The organism is Streptomyces scabiei 87.22 (assembly GCF_000091305.1).
In the GTDB taxonomy this organism is placed as follows: domain Bacteria; phylum Actinomycetota; class Actinomycetes; order Streptomycetales; family Streptomycetaceae; genus Streptomyces; species Streptomyces scabiei.
Map to the genome: position 1 here is coordinate 1,436,803 of NC_013929.1, position 19,629 is coordinate 1,456,431.

Annotated in this window: 17 protein-coding genes and 1 riboswitch; of the genes, 4 read left to right on the forward strand and 13 right to left on the reverse strand. The window is 71.2% G+C overall.

Annotation, left to right across the window (positions count from 1 at the left end):
* Positions 1–99 precede the first annotated feature (99 nt).
* The 3 genes from SCAB_RS06085 (at position 100) to SCAB_RS06095 (ending at position 2,439) form a co-directional block, all read left to right on the forward strand.
* On the forward strand, positions 100–417 hold the full coding sequence (locus tag SCAB_RS06085) for a putative quinol monooxygenase (RefSeq protein WP_012999169.1): 318 nt from the start codon (positions 100–102) through the stop codon (positions 415–417).
* A 40-nt stretch (positions 418–457) separates the two neighbouring features.
* Entirely contained in the window at positions 458–1,426 is a 969-nt protein-coding gene (locus SCAB_RS06090; protein WP_012999170.1) for an alpha/beta hydrolase, read from the forward strand.
* A 113-nt stretch (positions 1,427–1,539) separates the two neighbouring features.
* The gene (locus tag SCAB_RS06095; RefSeq protein WP_012999171.1) at positions 1,540–2,439 is read left to right on the forward strand and encodes a bifunctional helix-turn-helix transcriptional regulator/GNAT family N-acetyltransferase; all 900 of its coding nucleotides are present in this window, start codon (positions 1,540–1,542) and stop codon (positions 2,437–2,439) included.
* 131 nt (positions 2,440–2,570) lie between these two features.
* On the opposite strand, the gene SCAB_RS06100 is transcribed toward SCAB_RS06095, so the two are convergent.
* The 4 genes from SCAB_RS06100 to SCAB_RS06115 form a co-directional block, all read right to left on the reverse strand.
* Positions 2,571–3,356, reverse strand: a complete 786-nt coding sequence (locus tag SCAB_RS06100) for an SGNH/GDSL hydrolase family protein (protein ID WP_037725423.1) — start codon at positions 3,354–3,356, stop codon at positions 2,571–2,573.
* 191 nt (positions 3,357–3,547) lie between these two features.
* Entirely contained in the window at positions 3,548–4,264 is a 717-nt protein-coding gene (locus tag SCAB_RS06105) for a DUF6250 domain-containing protein (protein WP_012999173.1), read from the reverse strand.
* A gap of 277 nt (positions 4,265–4,541) precedes the next feature.
* Entirely contained in the window at positions 4,542–5,549 is a 1,008-nt protein-coding gene (locus SCAB_RS06110; RefSeq protein WP_012999174.1) for a M23 family metallopeptidase, read from the reverse strand.
* A gap of 4 nt (positions 5,550–5,553) precedes the next feature.
* Positions 5,554–5,710: riboswitch (cyclic di-AMP (ydaO/yuaA leader) on the reverse strand.
* 305 nt (positions 5,711–6,015) lie between these two features.
* Positions 6,016–8,091 (reverse strand): alpha-galactosidase, encoded by a 2,076-nt coding sequence (locus SCAB_RS06115; RefSeq protein WP_012999175.1) that lies wholly within the window; start codon positions 8,089–8,091, stop codon positions 6,016–6,018.
* Between the two features lie 223 nt (positions 8,092–8,314).
* On the opposite strand from SCAB_RS06115, the gene SCAB_RS06120 reads away from it, so the two are divergent.
* Entirely contained in the window at positions 8,315–9,112 is a 798-nt protein-coding gene (locus SCAB_RS06120) for a tyrosine-protein phosphatase (RefSeq protein WP_012999176.1), read from the forward strand.
* A 34-nt stretch (positions 9,113–9,146) separates the two neighbouring features.
* Here the strand turns inward: SCAB_RS06120 and SCAB_RS06125 are convergent, their stop codons facing one another.
* The 9 genes from SCAB_RS06125 to SCAB_RS06165 form a co-directional block, all read right to left on the reverse strand.
* Positions 9,147–9,269, reverse strand: coding sequence for a DUF6126 family protein (locus tag SCAB_RS06125; protein WP_012999177.1), 123 nt, complete (start codon positions 9,267–9,269; stop codon positions 9,147–9,149).
* Entirely contained in the window at positions 9,266–9,898 is a 633-nt protein-coding gene (locus SCAB_RS06130; RefSeq protein ID WP_012999178.1) for a helix-turn-helix domain-containing protein, read from the reverse strand. Before SCAB_RS06130 ends, SCAB_RS06125 begins: the two co-directional genes overlap by 4 nt.
* 132 nt (positions 9,899–10,030) lie before the next feature.
* Positions 10,031–11,437: an aspartate aminotransferase family protein gene (locus SCAB_RS06135; RefSeq protein WP_012999179.1), complete on the reverse strand. Its 1,407-nt coding sequence runs from the start codon at positions 11,435–11,437 to the stop codon at positions 10,031–10,033.
* Positions 11,434–13,488 carry a 1-deoxy-D-xylulose-5-phosphate synthase gene (gene dxs, locus SCAB_RS06140; RefSeq protein ID WP_012999180.1) on the reverse strand — a complete coding sequence of 685 codons (2,055 nt, stop codon included), beginning with the start codon at positions 13,486–13,488 and terminating at the stop codon, positions 11,434–11,436. Before dxs ends, SCAB_RS06135 begins: the two co-directional genes overlap by 4 nt.
* A gap of 41 nt (positions 13,489–13,529) precedes the next feature.
* Positions 13,530–14,687, reverse strand: coding sequence for a flavodoxin-dependent (E)-4-hydroxy-3-methylbut-2-enyl-diphosphate synthase (gene ispG / locus SCAB_RS06145; protein WP_037725502.1), 1,158 nt, complete (start codon positions 14,685–14,687; stop codon positions 13,530–13,532).
* A gap of 4 nt (positions 14,688–14,691) precedes the next feature.
* Entirely contained in the window at positions 14,692–15,723 is a 1,032-nt protein-coding gene (hpnH, locus tag SCAB_RS06150) for an adenosyl-hopene transferase HpnH (protein WP_037725429.1), read from the reverse strand.
* Positions 15,724–15,728: 5 nt separating this feature from the next.
* The gene (locus tag SCAB_RS06155; protein WP_012999183.1) at positions 15,729–16,373 is read right to left on the reverse strand and encodes a phosphorylase family protein; all 645 of its coding nucleotides are present in this window, start codon (positions 16,371–16,373) and stop codon (positions 15,729–15,731) included.
* A complete protein-coding gene (gene shc / locus SCAB_RS06160) occupies positions 16,373–18,367 on the reverse strand; it encodes a squalene--hopene cyclase (RefSeq protein WP_012999184.1) in 1,995 nt (664 codons plus the stop codon). Before shc ends, SCAB_RS06155 begins: the two co-directional genes overlap by 1 nt.
* A gap of 137 nt (positions 18,368–18,504) precedes the next feature.
* Positions 18,505–19,557, reverse strand: a complete 1,053-nt coding sequence (locus SCAB_RS06165; RefSeq protein WP_012999185.1) for a polyprenyl synthetase family protein — start codon at positions 19,555–19,557, stop codon at positions 18,505–18,507.
* Between the last annotated feature and the right edge of the window lie 72 nt (positions 19,558–19,629).

Consider the following 19,629-nt stretch of genomic DNA (forward strand, 5'->3'; position numbering starts at 1 on the left):
CGTGCAAGGGCGGACGAGTATCGGTCTAACGTTTCCCCAGGTCAGCACGCTTGAATGGAATCACCGCACTCCACCACCGAAGAGAAGGAGTAGGAATCCATGATTGCTGGCTACGGCTTCGGCGCCACCCTGACCGCCAGGCCCGGTAGGGGCGACCAACTCGTCGACCTGCTGCTGACCGGGCTGAACGAGGGCAGCCCCGGCGCGAGCGAACACTGCCTCGTCTACCTCGTCTCCCGCTCCGCGTCCGACCCCGACGTCATCCACGTCGCCGAAGGCTGGACCAGCGAGGAGGACCACCACCGCGTCTTCGCCGGCAAGGCCGCCCAGGCCATCGTGGCGCAGATCGACCCGCTGCTCGCCAAGGACTCCGAGTACACCGACTTCGTCCCGGTCCGCGGCAGATCCGCCCTCTGACGCCCGACCGTCCCGCCACCGCCCACGAGAGGCAACGACCATGACCACAGCACGCCCCTCCCACGACCCCGAACTGCAGGACCTCCTGGCCGACATGCCGCTGATGTCCCGGCTCAGCCCGGAAGTGCTGGCGCAGGTACGCCCCTTCTCCTCGATGCCCGTCGAACCCCTCCTCGAAGGCCGCGCCATCGCCCGGCGCGAGGTCACCGTCGCGGGTCCGGACGGCACCCCGATCCCCTTGTCCGTCTTCAGCCCCGCGCACAGCGATCGCACCGCCGCCGCACCCTGCGTCTACTGGATGCACGGCGGCGGGATGGTCATGGGCGACCGCTTCGCACAGATCGACATCCCGCTGGAGTGGCTCGACGAGTTCGGCGCCGTCGTGGTCTCCGTCGACTACCGGCTCGCGCCCGAGTCCACCGGCACCGTCCCGGTCGAGGACTGCTACCAGGGACTGCTCTGGATCGCCGACCACGCCGCCGAACTGGGCATCGACCCGACCCGGATCATCGTCGCGGGCGCCAGCGCGGGCGGCGGCCTCGCCGCCGGCGTCACCCTGCTGGCCCGCGATCTCGGCACCCCGGCGATCGCCGGCCAAGTCCTGATCGGCCCCATGCTCGACCACCGCAACACCACCACCTCCAGCCTCCAGTACGCGAACGAGCCCGGCGTCTGGACCCGCGAGATGAACGGATTCGGATGGCGCTGCCTCCTCGGCGACCTCACCGACGAAGAGATACCCGCATTCGTCTCCCCCGCCCTGGCCGACGACCTCGCGGGCCTGCCGACCACCTACATCGACGCCGGCTCCGCCGAGGTCTTCCGCGACGAGGACACCGATTACGCCACCCGCATCTGGGCGGCCGGCGGCCAGGCCGAACTCCACGTCTGGGCAGGCGGCTTCCACGGATTCGACGCCCTCTACCCGCAGGCACACATCTCGGCCACAGCCCGCCGAACCCGCACCGACTGGCTCGCCCGACTCCTGCTCACGAGCCCCGCCACGTAGGTGAGGTCGACGAGTTTCGGTCGTGTGCTTCAGCCTTGTTCAAGACCTCCTCCGAGCGAACCCACGGGCCCGCCCGTGTGCACACCGGGAAGTTATCTGACTAGAGTCAGAGAATGGATCGTACGGAGATCGATCAGGTGCGGCGGTTCAACCGCACCGTCACCGAACGCCTGGGCGTGCTGCACGACCATTACCTGGGCCAGGACCGGCCCGTCGGCGAGGCACGGCTGCTCTGGGAGATCGGCGAGCAGGGCCAGGACGTTCGGCGGTTGCGCGAGCGCCTCGGGCTCGACTCCGGTTACGTCAGTCGCCTGTTGCGTTCTCTGGAGACCGACGGCCTGGTGACGGTGGAGCCGCAGCCCCGGGACAAGCGGGTGCGTACTGTCCGGCTCACCGACGCGGGCCGTGCGGAGCGCGCCGCACTGGATCGCCGCAGCGACGAGCTGGCCGGCCGCCTTCTGGAGCCCCTCAACACCGGCCGGCGCACCCGGCTGGTGGCCGCCATGGCCGAGGTCGACCGCCTGCTGACCGCCGCGACGGTCGCACTGGACGGTGTGGACCCGGACCACCCCGATGGCCGGCACTGTTTGCGGTCCTACTTCACCGAGCTGCAGGAGCGCTTCGAGGCCGGCTTCGACCCTGCGCGGAGCCTGCTGCCCGATGCGGGCGAACTTCGGCCGCCGCACGGGCTGTTTCTGGTAGCCCGGCTGCATGGCGAGCCCGTCGGCTGCGCGGGTCTGAAGCTGCCGCCCGGCGCCCCGGCCGAGGTCAAACGCATGTGGGTCGCGCCTCGCGCCCGGGGCCTCGGCCTCGGGCGCCGGTTCTTGGCCGAGCTGGAGGCTGAGGCCGCCCGGCGCGGTTTCGACGTGCTGCGCCTGGACACCAACAGGGCTCTCGGCGCCGCGATCGGCCTGTACCGCTCCTACGGCTTCGAGGAGGTCGCCGCCTTCAACGACGAGCCTTATGCCCACCACTGGTTCGAGAAGCGGATCACCACGGCGTCGTCGGAGTGAGGGTTCCGACGGCCTTCGTGGCGCATCGCGGTCCTCTCGTCGAGTCCGAAGACCTCCGCGAGGCACCGCACCCGACGCGGCCCCGGCCACGGGCCCGCATCAGATGCGGCCGACCGTCGGACGCACCCCGGTCAGGCCACCGCCCCGATCCGCACCCTGATGTCGTCCGGCGACAGGTGCCCCTTCGCCGAGACGTGGTCCCCGGAGGACTCTCCCCGCAGCCGCCGCCCGATCCACGGCACGAGGTACTCCCGCGCCCACTGGATGTTGTCCCGCCGCATCTCCAGCGTGCCGCGCGGCGGCAGCGGGGGCCACGGCTGGTCCGGGTCGGCGGGGATGCCGACGCCCAGCACCTGCCCGGCCCGCAGGGCGACCCTGGTGTGCCCCTCCGGGGACAGGTGCAGGCGGTCGAGGTCCCAGGCCCGCCGGTCCTGCACCGTCTTCAGGGACCACAGGTCCAGCACCGGACACCTGTACCGGTCGGCGATGGCCCGCACATGCAGGTTGTACGTGGCGATCTTGCCGCGCAGATGCCTCAGCACGGGCACGTCACGGGTGTCGAACCCGGTGGTCACCATGACCGTGCCGACCGCCGACGTGAGCCTGGCCACCGCGCGCTCGAACCGCTCGGCGACCTCGTCGGGGTCGGTGCCCGGCCGGATGATGTCGTTGCCGCCCGCGCAGAAGGAGATCAGATCCGGCGCGAGTTCCAGTGCCCTCGGCACCTGGTCCGCCACGATCTGGTCGAGGAGCTTTCCCCGCACGGCCAGGTTGGAGTAGTCGAAGTCGCCCTCGGGCACCCGGTCCGCGAGGAGCACGGCGAACCGGTCGGCCCAGCCCACGAACCGCCCGTCGGGTCCGGGATCGCCGACGCCCTCGGTGAAGCTGTCCCCCAGCGCCACGTACGACCCGATCATCGTTCTGCTGTCATTCGAATCGTCTGCCACATCGGCCCATGATTCACCTTCACATGTGACCTACGCGACCGTAATAAGGGCTTGACGACCGGTGAGATAGACCACGCGTCAAGTGTTGGTCAACCCGGAATACCGCAGGTCGGGGCGGCGGCACCTCGCCCTCCCCGAGTCCGCTCCCCCTCCCCGCCCCCTCAAGGGCGACCGCGCAACCTCCACACCCGGAAGTCCTCGATCCGGAAATGGCTCCAGGTGGTGCGGAAGGCGAAGTGCCCCTGGGTGTACGGCGCGGGATCCAGGTAGTCGAACACCAGCCGGCCGTTGTTCCACCACCGCACCGTCGACCCGTCGGACTCGATCCGCACATGGTGCGGCGCGTTCGCGACGAGCAGCGGCTCGGTGTAGTCGTGGATCAGCGGCCGCACCCCCGGCTCACCGACGTACCGGCGCAGGCGGGTCGTCGTGTTCGTGTTGGCGCCGTACCCGACGTAGTACGTCTTCAGGTGGTCGTACTCGGCGAGAGCGCCCGCGCGCGGGGTGGCGAACAGATCTCCGGGCGAGCGCACGTCGACGGCGTTCCAGAAGTTGTTGAGGTCGGAGACCCGGTCGTTGGCCCCGCCCGCCGAGACCGGGGTGGCCGTGTACTCGACGGCGTACGGCCCCTCCAGCCGCCGCCGGAACCAGACCGTGGCCCCGGCCGGCACGTCGACCTCCAGCACACCGCGCGAGGCCGTGACCTCCCCGCCTCGCTCCAACTCCACCGCCCAGCACCCGAGTCCGTGCCGGAAGTCGTCGGCGGCGATCAGCCGGCCCCGGCGCCCGGGGGCGTGCGCGGTCGCCGTCCCGGCCGGGCCGAGCGCCGCGAGGGCGGCACCGGCTGCGAGAACCCCGAAGGATCTGCGGGTGGTCATGACACTCCTGTCCGTCGACGACGCGCCACGGGACATGGGCTCCCCGAGCAGAAAGCGCTTACGGAGATCACTGTGTCCTCCCGGTCACCCCCCGTCGAGGCCTCCACCGGCCATGCCACGCAACCGCAACACGGGCTCGCGACAGGGCTCGGAGCAGGGCTCGTGACACGCGCTCGCGACCCGGGACCGCCATGCGGGGTCGGCCCCACGCCCGGGACGCCGAAGGCCGGCCCCGCGGGAGCGGGGCCGGCCTTCGGCGTCATCGAGGAGCGGCGCCTCAGACGCTGACGCCCTTCGAGCGGAGGTAGGCCAGCGGGTCGAGGTCCGAGCCGTAGGAGGGAGTGGTGCGGATCTCGAAGTGCAGGTGCGGCCCGGTGACGTTGCCGGTCGCGCCCGAGAGGCCGATCTGCTGACCGCCGCTCACGGACTGCCCCGCGGAGACGGAGATCGAGGAGAGGTGGGCGTACTGGGCGTAGTAGCCGTCGGCCAGCCTGATGACGACCTGGTTGCCGTACGCACCGCCCCAGCCGGCGGAGACGACGGTGCCCGCGCCCACGGCCTTGAGGGGGGTGCCGGTCGGGGCCACGAAGTCGACGCCCGTGTGGTAGCCGCTGGACCACATGCTGCCGGCGGTCTTGTACGCGGTGCCCACGGTGGCACCCTGGATGGGCAGGCTGAAGCCGGAGCCGTTGGCCGAGGAGGACTGGCCGTTCGACGTGGAGGCCGACGCCTGGGTGTCCTTGGACTCCTGCTTCGAGGGGCCGGAGGACTTCGGCGACTGCGACGACTCGGACGGCTCGACGGCCTTCGACGACTGGGACAGCTGCGGCTTCGACGACTGCGGCGTACCGCCCGCGGCCGGCCCGCCGACGGACAGCTTCAGGCCCGGGTGGATCAGCGACGGGTCGGAGCCGATCGCCGCGCGGTTGTCCGAGTAGAGGCGCTTCCAGCCTCCCTCGACGTCCTGCTCGTCCGCGATCTTCGCCAGATAGTCGCCGACCTTCACCGAGTAGGTTCTGGCCGTCTTCTTGGTGGCGGTCCGCTCGGCCTGAGCGGTCTTCTCGGCCTGGGCGATCCGCGCGCCCGCCTCGGCCGCGGCCCGCTCGGTGGTGATGGTGGCCGTCTTCTCGGACACACCGGACACGGCGGTCGCCGGGGTGGCGGCCTGGGCGCCGGCGGCTCCGATCAGCGGCAGTGCGAGCGCCGCGCCACCGGTCCCGGCGGCGGCGATGGAGCGGGTGAAACGCTGGGACTTGGGACGGCGGTGCTTACCCCTCGCGGGCATGGCGAATTCCTCTCCGGCGCCTGCGAGGTGAGCTGTCGGGTGCGGACTGGAGATGTCCGGCCGTGCTCGCGCACGGCTTGACCCCTAGCTTGTTCCGGAGACCGGAACAGGCGGTGATTCCTGTGGGTCCCCCGCTCCTGCCGTGGATCGGTTCGGTGTGCGGCTCCGGTCGGCGGCAGGATTGGGCGTCCGTCCGGATTGACGCCGAACGTAAGCGACTTGTGCCCATAGAGACAACCATGGGGACTTACTGTGCGTCTTCCTACGTGATCCTTACATCAAAGCACCCTCACGCTCCGTAAAAGACCGGTCGTGCCCCTTTCCCAACCGCCCTGGAATCGTGCGCGAATTACGTGCACATGGCGACAGCGGAACGTCACGAATATGACGCTGCTCACGCCCCTACGTGCCAGTAGGCTTTATTCCAGGGCTTGTTGGAATCAAGGCTGCATTTCGGACGGATCACTCAGATGCGACGCAAGCGGATAACCTTCGCATCGAAGTCGCCACGCAGGCCCGTCGACAGCCCGTGGTGCACCAGCACGGCCCCTCGGTGGACTTCGCCCGTTTCGCGGCACTCGTATGCTTCTGCCGGGTCCAGGCCGCGCAGCCGGAGCGGGGCCGGCGGCTCGCCGTAGTGCTGGGCCTGGAGGCACGCCAGGACCACCACCTCGTCACCGTGGACGTACTGCACGGCACTTAGCCCACCCGTCGGCGGCCGCAGCCGGTACAGATCACCGCGCTGCACGACGGGCCGGATCTGCTTGTACAGCTCGACCCACTCCCCCGCCTCGGCCAGCTCCTCCTCCGTCCACTCGGTGAGGTCGCCGCCGACCCCGAGCACACCCGCCATGGCACTGACGAAGCGGAACCGCAGGGAGCTGACGCGGCCGTTGAGCTGGTTGTTCGGGCTGTCGGTGACCCATGCGGCCATGGTCCGGGCCGGGTGGATCTGGCTGAAGCCGTGCTGGATGGCGAGCCGGTCGAGCGGGTCGGTGTTGTCCGACGTCCAGACCTGGTCGGTCCGGGCCATCACCCCGAGGTCGATGCGGCCGCCGCCTCCGGAGCACGACTCGAAGGCCACCCCCGGGTGCGCGGCCCGCAGCCGGTCCAGCAGGGCGTAGTAGGCGTGCACGTGTTCGACCCACAGCTTCTGCGGATACGGCTCGCCGGGCCAGCCGGCATCCGTGAAGCAGCGGTTGAAGTCCCACTTCACATAGTCGATCGGCGCACTGGACAGCAGCGTGTCCAGTTTCTCCCAGAGGTATTCCTGGACGTCCTCGCGCGCGAGGTTGAGGACGAGCTGATTGCGCAGCTCCGTCCTCTTTCGACCCGTTTGGAACTGAGCCCAATCGGGATGCGCCCGGTACAGCTCGCTGTCCGGGTTGACCATTTCGGGCTCGACCCAGATACCGAACTGCATACCGAGGGCGTGCACTTCGTCGGCCAGGGGCTTGAGACCCTGCGGGAAGCGGTCCGGATTGGGCGTCCAGTCGCCGAGGCCGGCCCGGTCGCTCGTCCGCGCCCCGAACCAGCCGTCGTCCACGACGAACAGCTCGACCCCGATGGCCGCCGCACGCCGCGCGAGCGCGCCCTGCTGCTCCTCGGAGATGTCGAACTCGGTGGCCTCCCAGGAGTTGAAGAGCACCGGCCGGTCCTGGTCCGCGTGCGGGATGACGTACGTCCGCTGGTACGCGTGCCAGGCGCGGCTCGCGCCGCCGTGGCCGCCGTCGCTCCACAGTCCGGCGAAGACGGGCGTGGTGAACGTCTCGCCCGTCTCCAGCCGGAGCAGACCGGACTCGTCGTACCCGGCGCCACCGGTGATCTGCACCCGCGCGTCCGGCAGCTGGGCGACCGCGATCCGCCAGGACCCCGACCAGCCGAGGGCGCAGCCGTAGACCTCGCCGTGCTCCTCGGTGGCGTCGGTGTCCAGGGCGACCCAGGGCAGGTGCTGGTGCCCGGTGTGGCCGCGCCGGCTGCCGATGACCTTCTCCCCGTAGGTGAGGTCGGCGCGCACGAGCCGGGACTCGGCCGCCCACCGTCCGTGCAGCTGGGACAGCCGCCAGGTCTCCTCCGCGCGGGTCGGCAGCGTCCAGGTCGCCGAGTCGGCCCGCAGCAGTTCCACCGCCGGCCCGTCGTTGACCAGGGTCACCCAGCGCTCGATCACGTCGTCGCGCAGCCGGTAGTGCAGCGTGATCCCGAGCCCGCCGTCGGCGAACCGCAGCCGCAGCTCGTCACCGTCGGCCTCGTACTCCCGGAAGGTCCACTCGGTGCCGCGCCGCTCGTCCGTGCGCACGGACAGGGCGGGCCGGGTGAAGCGGGGGCCGCCCTCGACGGGGTACTCCTCGTGTCCGTCGACCGGGGCCTCGAACGGCCAGTACGGCAACCGCTGCCGGGCGGCCAGCTCCTCGGCGTCGGCCAGCGCGATCCGCGGGCCCCAGTGCAGGTGCAGGAGTTCGCCGTCGTCCGTGAGCCGCAGGGCATAGCTGCTCCTGGGCCCGGTGAGAATCCAGGTCCGGCCGTCTGCGCCGATTTCCAACATCAAGCCCTCACAGATTCGATCAGGTGCGATCAAGCGGCAACATCATCGCAGGTCGGTCCGTGTGCTCGACGGGACCTGTGGACAACCGCGGACGAGGGCGCCGCGCCCCCTGTGGACAACTCAGGGGGCCGCACACCCATGTCGTATCGTCGAGGGCGCGCCTCAGTGCGGAGTGCGTGCCCGCCGGCGATCGCCGCCGACGGCCGGATGGGAGGGAGCCCCAGTGACGCAGCAGATCCCGTCGACCGAGCCCGAGCTGACCGGAGTGCGCAACTTCCGCGATGTGGGGGGTCTGCCGACGGTGGACGGCCGCCGCGTGCGTCACGGGGTCCTGTTCCGCAGCGGGCACCTCGCGCACGCCACCGACGAGGACGCCGCGTTCCTCGCCTCGCTCGACCTGCACACGATCTTCGACTTCCGCAACGCGGCCGACCAGAAGCTGGAGGGGCCGGACATCCCGCTCCCCGGCGTGGTCAATGTGAACCTGCCGCTGAGCGACCCGGCCGACGGTGCCGAGTTCTGGAAGATGGTCCGGGACGGCGACCTGGACCAGCTGCGCGCGCTGCTGGGCGACGGCAGGGCGGCCGGCCGGATGACCGCCTCCTACCGCAAGATGATCAAGGAGCGTACGGCCGAGCACTCCCGCGTCCTGCACGCGCTGGCCGAGGACAGTGTGCCCGCGCTGATGCACTGCGCGGCGGGCAAGGACCGCGCGGGGCTCTCCGTCGCCGTCACGCTTCTCGCCCTCGGCGTCGAGCGCGAGGCCGTGCTCGCCGACTACCTGGAGTCGAACGCCAAGCACCGCCGCTACAAGGTGCACCGCAGCAGCACCTCCGAGAGCGCCTGGTCCCCGGAGATCATGGAGCTGCTGAGCCCCCTCTTCGACGCCCGCGCCGAGTACCTCCAGGCGGCCTTCGACACCCTGGAGGAGACCTGGGGCGATGTCGACACCTATCTGGAGCAGGGCCTGAAGCTGACCCCGCAGACCCGCGAGCGGCTGCGCGAGCGCCTGCTCGACTAGGACCGCGCCGGATCGGGCCGGATCGGCCCGGCGGCTACTGCCGGGCGCCCAGTTCGAACAGCAGATAGATGAAGGCCGCGAAGACGTGGCCGACCGCGATGTAGACGATCAGTCGCACCCACAGGGCGCGGGGGAACTTCTCTTCCAGGTCGGTCATGGTGTCTCTCCGGGAGTGGTCGGCCCGAGGCACAGCGCGGCGGCCGGGCTCTGCAACAGGGTGTGGACGAACAGGAGATCGGCGCCGTCCTGGTCGGCGGCGGCGATGCGGTGCGGGGTCAGCGAGTCGAAGTGGGCGCTGTCACCGGGCGCGAGCAGATGCGCGGTGTCCCCGAGGCGCAGGCGCAGCCGCCCGGTCAGGACGTAGAGCCATTCCTCCCCGGGATGCACGCGCACGATGTCGCCCTGCGAGCCGTGCGGCACATGGACACGCAGTGCCTGCATCCCGCGCCCGGGCGCGCCCGCCTGCCAGTACGTCCAGCCGCCGGCCCGGGTGGGCTCCGTGTCGGTGGCGCGCAGGACGGCGTCCCGCTCGGCGACGGACTCACCGAGGAGCTCCGAGACCGTCGTACCGTAGACGCGGGCCAGCGTGAGCAGCATCGGCAGCGAGGGCTGGCGCCGGCCGGTCTCCAGCCGGGAGAGGTGCGCGGGCGAGAGGCCGGCGGCGCGGGCCGCTGCCTCCAGGGTGAGGGAGGCCCGGCGGCGCAGGGCCCGCAACTGCGGTGCGACGGCGGGCAGTGTCTCGTCCGCCGGGGGCTCGGGAGGGTGCGTACCCTCGGAGGGGCTCATGCCTCCATTCAGCCGGATTTTTGCCTCAGCGGCAAATTCCTTGCCTCAGAGGCAAAGAGCCCAGCCTCCGCCCACCGGCCACACCCGCCACACCCGCCGCACCTCCACTGCCGTACTCCACCGGGCTGTTCACTAACGGTTGGCCACCGCCTGTTTCACCAGCGTCTTTCCGAAGTCCCACATGAGCCCGCCCCCGCTGTGCGCGTCGTCCATGACCTCGGTGAACGCCTCGACGAAGCGGTCCACCTCGCGCTCCCCGATGGTCAGGGGCGGGATCAGCTTGATCACCTCCAGATGGTCGCCGGAGACCTGGGTGAGGATGCGGTGCCGGCGCAGCAGCGGTACGACGACCATCTGGGCGAACAGCCCCTTGCGGGCCGCCTGGAGCATCGTCCAGCGGCTGCGCAGCTTCAGCGACCTCGGCCTGCCGAACTCGATGCCGATCATCAGTCCCCGGCCGCGTACGTCGCTGAGCAGCTCGTACTTGTCGACCAGCGCCGAGAGCCGGGCCTTCAGCAGGTCGCCGGTGGCCCGGGCGTTCGCCACGATCCGCTCGTTGTCCATCACGGAGAGGACGGCGAGCCCGGCGGCCATGGCCTGGGCGTTGGAGCCGAAGCTCGCCGAGTGCACGAGCACGCGGTCCATGGACGAGTAGACCTTCTTGAAGATCCACTCCTTGCCGAGGGTGGCGCCGACCGGCACATAGCCGCCGGAGAGCGCCTTCGCCACGCACACCAGATCGGGTTCGACCCCGTCCTCGTGCTGGTGGGCGTAGAAGTCCCCGGTGCGGCCGAGCCCGGTCTGCACCTCGTCGACGATCAGCAGCGCGCCCTGCGCGTGGAGCAGTTCGCGGGCCGCGCGCAGATAGCCGGGCGGCGCCTCGTGCACCCCCTTGCCCTGGACGGGCTCGACGACGAGGGCGGCCACATCGCCCTTCTTCAGCTCCCTCGCGAGCGCGTCGAGGTCACCGAGCGGTACGGCCGTGTCGGGCAGCAGCGGTGCGAAACCGTCCCGGAAGCCGTCCTCGCCGTTGACCGAGAGCGAGCCGGTGGTGAGCCCGTGGAAGGCGTGGTCGCAGTAGAGGACCCGTGGCCTGCCGGTGGCGTACCGGGCGAACTTCAGCGCGGTCTCGACGGCCTCCGTGCCGCTGTTGCCGAAGAACACCCGGTCCAGGTGGGGACTGTGGGCGAGCAGCTTCTCGGCGAGCAGGCCGGGCAGGGGCTGGCAGTCGAACCGGGTCAGGTCGGCGAGCTGGGCGTCGAGCACGTCGTGCAGCGCCTTGCGGACCACGGGGTGGTGGCGGCCGAGCCCCATCACCCCGAACCCGGCGAGCATGTCCAGGTAGTCGTTGCCGTCCGCGTCCCAGAAGTAGGCGCCCTCGGCCCGCTCGTAGACCTTGTCGAAGCCGATGGTGTGCAGCATCCGCGGGAGCTGGTGGTTGAGGTGCCGGGCGTGCAGCTCGTAGCGCTCGGCGCCGCGTTCGGCCAGGAGTCTGCCGAGGTCGAACTCCTCGGTGGCGGCGGGTTCCAGGGTGGTCATCGTGGGTGCTCCTCGGACGGCCCGGCCACGCAAGGACCGGCCACGGACGGCTGGGCCGGGGACGGCTGGGCCGGGGACGGCTGCGCCGGGGACGGCTGGGCCGTGCGAGGACCGGCCACGGACGGCCGGACCTCCGAGGGCCCGGCCCCGGACAGGTCCCCCTTCGCCGCCTCGTCGCCGGCGGTCAGCGAGGCGCTGATCCGGCCGGCGATGTCGACTGGCGTCAGCCCCAGGTCGGCCAGCACCTCCCCGCGCTTGGCGTGCGGGAGGAACCGCTCCGGAATCCCGAACCGTCGTACCGGCACGTCGACCTCGGCGTCGCCCAGGGCGAGGGCGACCGCCGAACCGACCCCGGCGGCCCGGCTGTTGTCCTCCACGACGGCCACCAGCCGGTGCGCGCCGGCGAGCCCGGGCAGCGCGGGGTCGACGGGCTTGACCCAGCGCGGGTCGACGACGGTGCAGCCGATGCCCCGCGCCCGGAGCAGCTCGGCGGCTCCCAGACACACCGGCGCCATCACGCCGACGGCGACCAGCAGGACTTCCGGGTCCCCCGGTGTGTCGGAGCGGTGCAGGACGTCCATGCCGCCCACCCGCCCCAGGGACGGGATCTCCGGCCCCACGGACTCCTTCGGGAACCGGATCAGCGTGGGGGCGTCGTCCACCGCGACGGCCTCCCGCAGCTGGGTCCGCAGCTGCTCGGCGTCGCGCGGGGCGGCGATCCGCAGCCCGGGGACGACCTGGAGGACGGACATGTCCCACATGCCGTTGTGCGACGCGCCGTCGACGCCGGTCACCCCGGCGCGGTCCAGCACGAAGGTGACCCCGCACCGGTGCAGTGCCACGTCCATCAGCAGTTGGTCGAAGGCCCGGTTGAGGAAGGTCGCGTAGACGGCCACGACGGGGTGCAGGCCGCCCGTGGCGAGGCCGGCCGCCGACACGGTGGCGTGCTGCTCGGCGATCCCGACGTCCCACACCCGGTCGGGGAACTTCTCCGCGAACCTGCCGAGCCCGACGGGGTGCAGCATGGCCGCCGTGATCGCCACGACGTCCTCGCGTTCGTCCCCGATCCGGACGATCTCGTCGCCGAAGACCGAGGTCCAGGAGGGTCCGCCGGCCGGCGCGAGCGGCTCGCAGGTCAGGGGGTCCATCACGCCGACCGTGTGGAAGTGGTCCTCCTCGTCGGCGAGCGCGGGCTCGTACCCCCGGCCCTTCTGCGTCAGACAGTGCACCAGGACGGGGCCGTGGAAGCGCTTGGCCCGGCGCAGCGCCGACTCGACGGCCCCGGTGTCGTGTCCGTCGATCGGGCCGACGTACTTCAGGCCCAGGTCCTCGAACATGCCCTGCGGCGCGAACGCGTCCTTGAACCCCTTCTTCGCGCCGTGCAGCGCCTCGTAGACCTCCTTGCCGACGACCGGGGTGCGCAGCAGCACCTCCTTGCCCCACGCGAGGAACCGCTCGTATCCGTCGGTCGTGCGCAGGGTGGCGAGGTGGTTGGCGAGGCCGCCGATGGTGGGTGAGTACGAGCGCTCGTTGTCGTTGACGACGATGATCAGCGGTCGGTCCTTGGCGGCCGCGATGTTGTTGAGCGCCTCCCAAGCCATGCCTCCGGTGAGCGCGCCGTCGCCGATCACCGCGACCACGTGTCCCCGCTCCCCCCGCACCTGGCGGGCCTTGGCGAGGCCGTCCGCCCAGCCGAGGGCGGTGGAGGCGTGGCTGTTCTCGACGATGTCGTGCTCGGACTCCTCGCGCGAGGGATAGCCCGACAGGCCACCCTTGCCGCGCAGTTTGGAGAAGTCCTGACGACCGGTCAGCAGCTTGTGCACATAGCTCTGGTGACCGGTGTCCCAGACGATGCGGTCGGTCGGCGACTCGAAGACCCGGTGGAGCGCGATGGTCAGTTCCACCACCCCCAGGTTGGGCCCCAGGTGACCGCCGGTCCTGGCGACCGCGTGCACCAGGAACTCCCGGATCTCCTCGGCCAGTTCCCCGAGTTCCGCCTCGGTCAGCACCTTCAGGTCGCGCGGTTGCCGGATGCTCTCCAGAATCGTCACGTCGGGCCCCCTCTCGATCCGTGCTCTCTCAGCCCGTGTTGTCAGCTCACGGTGACCGCCGGTTCCCCCGACGCGACGCCGTCCCGTTCCATCCGTTCGGCGATCTTCATCGCCTCGTCGATGAGGGTCTCCACGATCTTCGACTCGGGCACGGTCCTGATGACCTCGCCCTTCACGAAGATCTGCCCCTTGCCGTTGCCGGAGGCGACTCCCAGGTCCGCCTCCCGCGCCTCGCCGGGCCCGTTGACGACGCAGCCCATGACCGCGACCCGCAACGGGACCTCCATGCCCTCCAGCCCGGCGGACACCTCGTCCGCCAGCCGGTACACGTCGACCTGCGCCCGTCCGCACGAGGGGCAGGAGACGATCTCCAGCCGCCGCTGCCGCAGGTTCAGCGACTCCAGGATCTGGATGCCGACCTTGATCTCCTCGACCGGCGGGGCGCTCAGCGACACCCGGATCGTGTCGCCGATCCCCTCGCCGAGCAGCGCCCCGAAGGCGACGGCCGACTTGATGGTGCCCTGGAAGGCGGGTCCGGCCTCGGTCACCCCGAGGTGCAGCGGGTAGTCGCAGCGGGCGGCCAGCTGCCGGTACGCCTCGACCATCACGACCGGATCGTTGTGCTTGACCGAGATCTTGATGTCCCGGAAGCCGTGCTCCTCGAACAGCGACGCCTCCCACAGCGCGGACTCCACCAGCGCCTCGGGCGTCGCCCTGCCGTACTTCTGGAGCAGCCGCCGGTCGAGCGAGCCGGCGTTGACCCCGATCCGGATCGGGGTGCCGTGGTCCTTCGCCGCCCGCGCGATCTCCTTGACCTTGTCGTCGAACTGCTTGATGTTGCCCGGATTGACGCGAACGGCGGCACAGCCGGCCTCGATCGCCGCGAACACGTACTTCGGCTGGAAGTGGATGTCCGCGATCACCGGGATCTGCGACTTGCGGGCGATGGCGGGCAGCGCGTCCGCGTCGTCCTGCGTGGGGCAGGCGACGCGGACGATCTGGCAGCCGGACGCCGTCAGCTCGGCGATCTGCTGCAGGGTGGCGCCGATGTCCGACGTACGGGTCGTCGTCATCGACTGGACCGACACCGGGGCCCCGCCCCCGACCGCCACCGAGCCGACCCGGATGCCGCGCGACACGCGCCGCTCGGCGATCGGCCGGACCGGTACCTCGGGCACACCCAGCGACACGGCGCTCATCACGTCACCCCTGGTTTCCTTGGTTCCCGGAGACGGTCTCGCGCAGGGCGCGCAGGGACTCCTTCAGCGAGCCCATGGTGGCGAGGACGGCGGTCGGCTCGTAGCCGCAGTGCGCCATGCAGTTGGCGCAGCGCGGGTCCTTGCCCCGGCCGTAGGCGTCCCAGTCGGTGTCCTCGATCAGCTCCCGGTACGTGGTGACGTAGCCGTCGCTCATCAGGTAGCAGGGCTTCTGCCAGCCGAACAGCGAGTAGTTGGGGATCGCCCACGCCGTGCACGGGAAGTCGACCCTGCCCTCCAGGAAGTCGAGGAACAGGGGCGAGTGGTTCAGGCGCCAGCGGCGGCGGTTGCCGCCCGCGAACGCCTTCTTGAACAACTCGCGGGTCTGCTCGACACCGAGGAAGTGCTCCTGGTCGGGGGCCTTCTCGTAGGCGTAGGCGGGGGAGATCATCATCTCGTCGACCTGGAGGTCGTCGTTGAGGAAGTTGAGGACCTCGATGATGGTCTGCGGGGTGTCGGTGTTGAAGAAGGTCGAGTTGGTCGTGACCCGGAAGCCGCGCTTCTTGGCCTCCTTGATCGCGGCCACGGCCTCGTCGAACACTCCCTCCTTCGCCACCGACTCGTCGTGCCGCTCCCGCAGCCCGTCGATGTGGACGGCGAACGCGAAGTACGGCGAGGGCTTGAACTTCTCCATCTTCTTGCGCAGCAGCAGGGCGTTGGTGCACAGGAAGACGTACTTCCTCTTCGCCACCAACTGCCGCACGATCTCGTCGATCTGGGGGTGCATCAGCGGTTCGCCGCCGGCGATCGACACCATCGGCGCTCCGGACTCCAGGACGGCGCCCACGGCCTGCGCCACCGGCATGCGCTGCTTGAGCACGCCCGCCGGGTGCTGGATCTTGCCGCAGCCCTCGCACTTGAGGTTGCAGGCGTAGAGCGGTTCCAGCTCGACGATCAGCGGGAACTTCTCCCGCTTGCGGAGCTTCTGTTCAGCGAGATACGTCGCCACCTTGATGGACTGGCGGAGCGGCATGGCCATCTGGCTCACCTCCTGGGGAGCAGCAAGGAACGGTGCCATTCGTAGTAAGCGGGAAGGACGGCACGAAGGACGCGGAAAGCCGATATTCCACCGCGTACCGTGCCGATCCGGACCAGTTCATGCTCTGGAGCGTCCACGACCACCCGGACGGCCGCAACCGGGCGTGCGCCCGATCGCACGGCGCAGTGGAGCGTGACGGCGGACTCCATGTCGACCGCGAGTGCGCCGGTCGCGTGGAGAGCGGACCGTTCCTGACCGCGTACGACGTGGTCGGAGCCGGTGAGCGGGCCGGTGTGGACCGCGCGTCCGGGCACGGCGCGCCGCAGTTCCTCGACCAGGCGCCGGGAGGAGACGCAGCGGGTGACGGCGTCGCCGGGGCCCCAGGTCTCCTCGGCGACGACCAGGTCGCCGGGCCGCATGCCCGGCGCGAGTCCGGCGCAGAACCCGGTGGCCAGCACGGCCGCGTCACGCAGCCCCGGGCCGGCGAGGGCCCGGGTGACGGACCGCTCGGCGGCCCTCGGCCCCATGCCGGTGCGCAGGACGGTGACGGGTCCTCCGGCGCCGCCCCGGTCGCGGCCGCGCAGGGCGAGCCGTTCGATGCCGAGCGCGCAGGCGATCAGCAGCGGGGCCGGGGCGGAGGACGCGGTCATCAGCGTGTCCCGGGCTTCAGGACGGCCGGCTCGCCGTGGACGTAGCGGCCGAGCGCGGTGAGCGGGAAGACCTGCCGGTAGAGGTGGTAGTTGATCGAGAAGTCCCAGGGGAAGCCGGTGCCGGTGAAGTACGGCTCGTCCCAGGAGCCGTCCTCCCGCTGGGTCCGGGCCAGCCACGCGACGCCGCGTTCGGTGGCCTTGCCGTCCCGCTCCCCCGCCGCGAGCAGCGCGAGCAGCGCCCACGCGGTCTGGGAGGCGGTGGAGGCGCCCTTGCCGCCCCACTCGGCCGGGTCGGGGTAGGAACGCAGGTCCTCGCCCCAGCCGCCGTCGTCGTTCTGGACGGTCTCCAGCCAGGCCACGGCCCGGCGGATCGCGGGGTGCGCGGCGGGCAGCCCCGCGGTCACCAGTGCGGGGACCACCGACCCGGTGCCGTAGACGTAGTTGACGCCCCAGCGGCCGAACCAGGCTCCGCCGGGCTCCTGTTCGGCGAGCAGCCACTCGATGCCGCGCCGGGTGCGCGGGTCGTGGGACAGGCCCTCCGCCGCGAGCATCTCCACCACGTGCGCGGTGACGTCGGCGGACGGCGGGTCGATGACCTCGCCGAAGTCGCAGAACGGCAGCCTGTTGGGAAAGGGGCTGGTGTTGTCGGCGTCGAACGCCGCCCACGCCCCGTTCCCGGACTGCATGCCCAGGGTCCAGCGCACCCCGCGCCGCACGGCCCTCTCCACGCGCTCGGGGTCGGGGTGCCGCACCCGGCGCAGTGCGAGGACGACCTCGGCGGTGTCGTCGATGTCGGGGTAGTTGTCGTTGTGGAACTCGAACGCCCAGCCCCCGGGCGGGAGTTGGGGACGCTTCACCGACCAGTCGCCGGGGCGGACGATCTCCTCGCCGAGCATCCAGTCGGCGGCCTTGACCAGCTGGGGGTGGTCGGGGGGCAGCCCGGCGTCGGCGAGGGCGATGGTGGCGAGGCAGGTGTCCCACACCGGGGACTGGCACGCCTCGATCATCCGGGCCCCGTCCTCGCGCCACACGGCGAACCGGTCCAGGGACTCCAGCCCGGCCCGCATCACGGGGTGCCCCAGGTCGTAGCCGAGCAGGTGCAGCGCGATGACCGAGTACACGGCGGGGGGCTGGATGCCGCCCCAGCAGCCGTCGTTCTCCTGGCGCTCGACGATCCAGCGGGCCGCCCGGTTCATGGCCGCCCGGCGCAGCCGCTTCAGTGCCACCTTGTGGTAGCCGTGCAGGGCGCGGTCGAGCCGTTGGAAGGCTCCCTCCCAACTGCCCAGCCGGTCCAGGGGTCTGGGCGGGTTCGGCCGCCCCGGATCGGTGTGCAGTTCGTCGAGCGGGAACGGCGCCGGCCGCACCGGGCGCTTCGCCGACACCACGGTCAGCGGCACGATCGTCTGGCGGGCCCAGCAGCCGAAGTCGTAGATGTTCAGCGGCATCCACGTGGGGAAGTACACGATCTCCGGCGGCATCTCCGGCAGGTCGTCCCACTTCCACCAGCCGAACAGCGCCAGCCAGATACGGGTGAAGACCCGGGCGGCGGCGATCCCGCCCCGCGCCCGGATCCAGGCGGACGCCTTCGCCATGTGCGGCGCGGCCGGGTCGTCGCCCGCCAGCCGCAGCGCGACGTACGCCTCGACGGTGGCCGAGAGGTCGGGCGGGCCGCCGTAGAAGGTGGCCCAGGTGCCGTCCGGGCGCTGTTCGCCCCTGATGAAGAGGGCGGCGGCCCGGGTGGTCGCGTCGTCGCGGATGCCCAGGAACTGGCGGAGCAGCAGGTCCTCGGCGTCCATGGTGACGTTGGTCTCCAGGTCGCCCTTCCACCAGCCCTGGGCGTCCTGCCGGGACAGCAGGAAGTCGGTGGCCCGCCCCACGGCGTGCAGGGCCGCCTCCTGAACCCCTGCCGCCACAGGGGTGCCGTGGTCGGTGTCGCTGGCCGAGGGTGCGCGGGGCGGCAGCGCCCCGGTGCTTCCGTCGGTCGTCGCTGTCATGGCTTCCCCTTCGTGCAGTGGACGGATCTCTCTGCGGTGGGTCAGCCGTCGGCCGGTGCGTGTCCGGTGACGGGCACCGGCCGGCGACTACGCGAGGGCTATTCGGCCGATGAGGGCCGGCTCCTGGGTGAGGGTGGTCATCTCTTCCGTACGACGACGAAGTCGGCGAGGGCCGCGAACTCGTCCCGGACCCGCTCGGGCATCCGGATCGAGTCCAGCGCCTCGATGGCGATCGTGTGCTGACGGCGGGCCTCCTGGACGGCCCACTCACGGCCGCCCGCCTGTTCGATGAGGGCGGCGCGCGCGGCGAACTCCTCCTCGGAGAAGTTCTCGAAGTCGCTGGCCTTGGCATCGGCGGCCAGGATCTCGCCGAGCCGTTCCGAGGCCGGGCCGCCGGCCGCGAGGGCGGCGACGACGGGCAGGGACTTCTTGCGCTGGCGCAGGTCGCTCCAGGTCTGCTTGCCGGTGGAGACCGGGTCGCCCCAGATGCCCAGCAGGTCGTCGACGGCCTGGAAGGCGAGCCCGAGGTGGTAGCCGTACTTCTCCAGGGTGTCGGCGGTGTGGTCGTCGGCGCCGCCGAGGACGGCGCCGATGGAGCAGGCGCAGGCGAGGAGGGCGCCGGTCTTGTTGCCCTCCATCTCCAGGCACTCCTCGACGGTGACCCGCTCGCGGTGCTCGTAGGAGATGTCCTGGGCCTGGCCGTCGATGAGGGCCCGGGTCGCCGTGGTGACGCGGCGGGTGGCGCGGGCCGCCTCGACGGTCCCCAGTTCGAGCAGGATCTCGTTGGCGAGGACCATCAGCGCGTCACCGACGAGGATGGCCTGGGCGGGGCCGTGGACCTTCCAGACGGTGTCGCGGTGGCGGCGCTGTTCGTCGCCGTCCATCAGGTCGTCGTGCAGCAGCGAGAAGTTGTGCACCAGTTCCACCGCGACCGCGCCGGGGATGCCGGCCTCGGGTGCGGCGCCGGTGACCTCGGCGGACATGACGGCGAGGGCGGGACGTACGGCCTTGCCGCCGTCGCCGTCCGCCGGGTTGCCGTGGGCGTCGATCCAGCCGAAGTGGTAGGCGGCGACGGTGTCCATGGGGGGCGCCAGGCGATCGACGGCCGCCCGCAGCACGGGGGTCGCCAGGGTCCGCCCGCGCTCCAGGAGCGCGGTCACGTCCACCGCGGTCCTCGCAGCGGCCGTCACGGCCGGGGGCACAGTGGGCACAGTCTCTCCAGATGTCGGTGTGTTCGTGGTATCGGGAGTGCGGGAACCGCT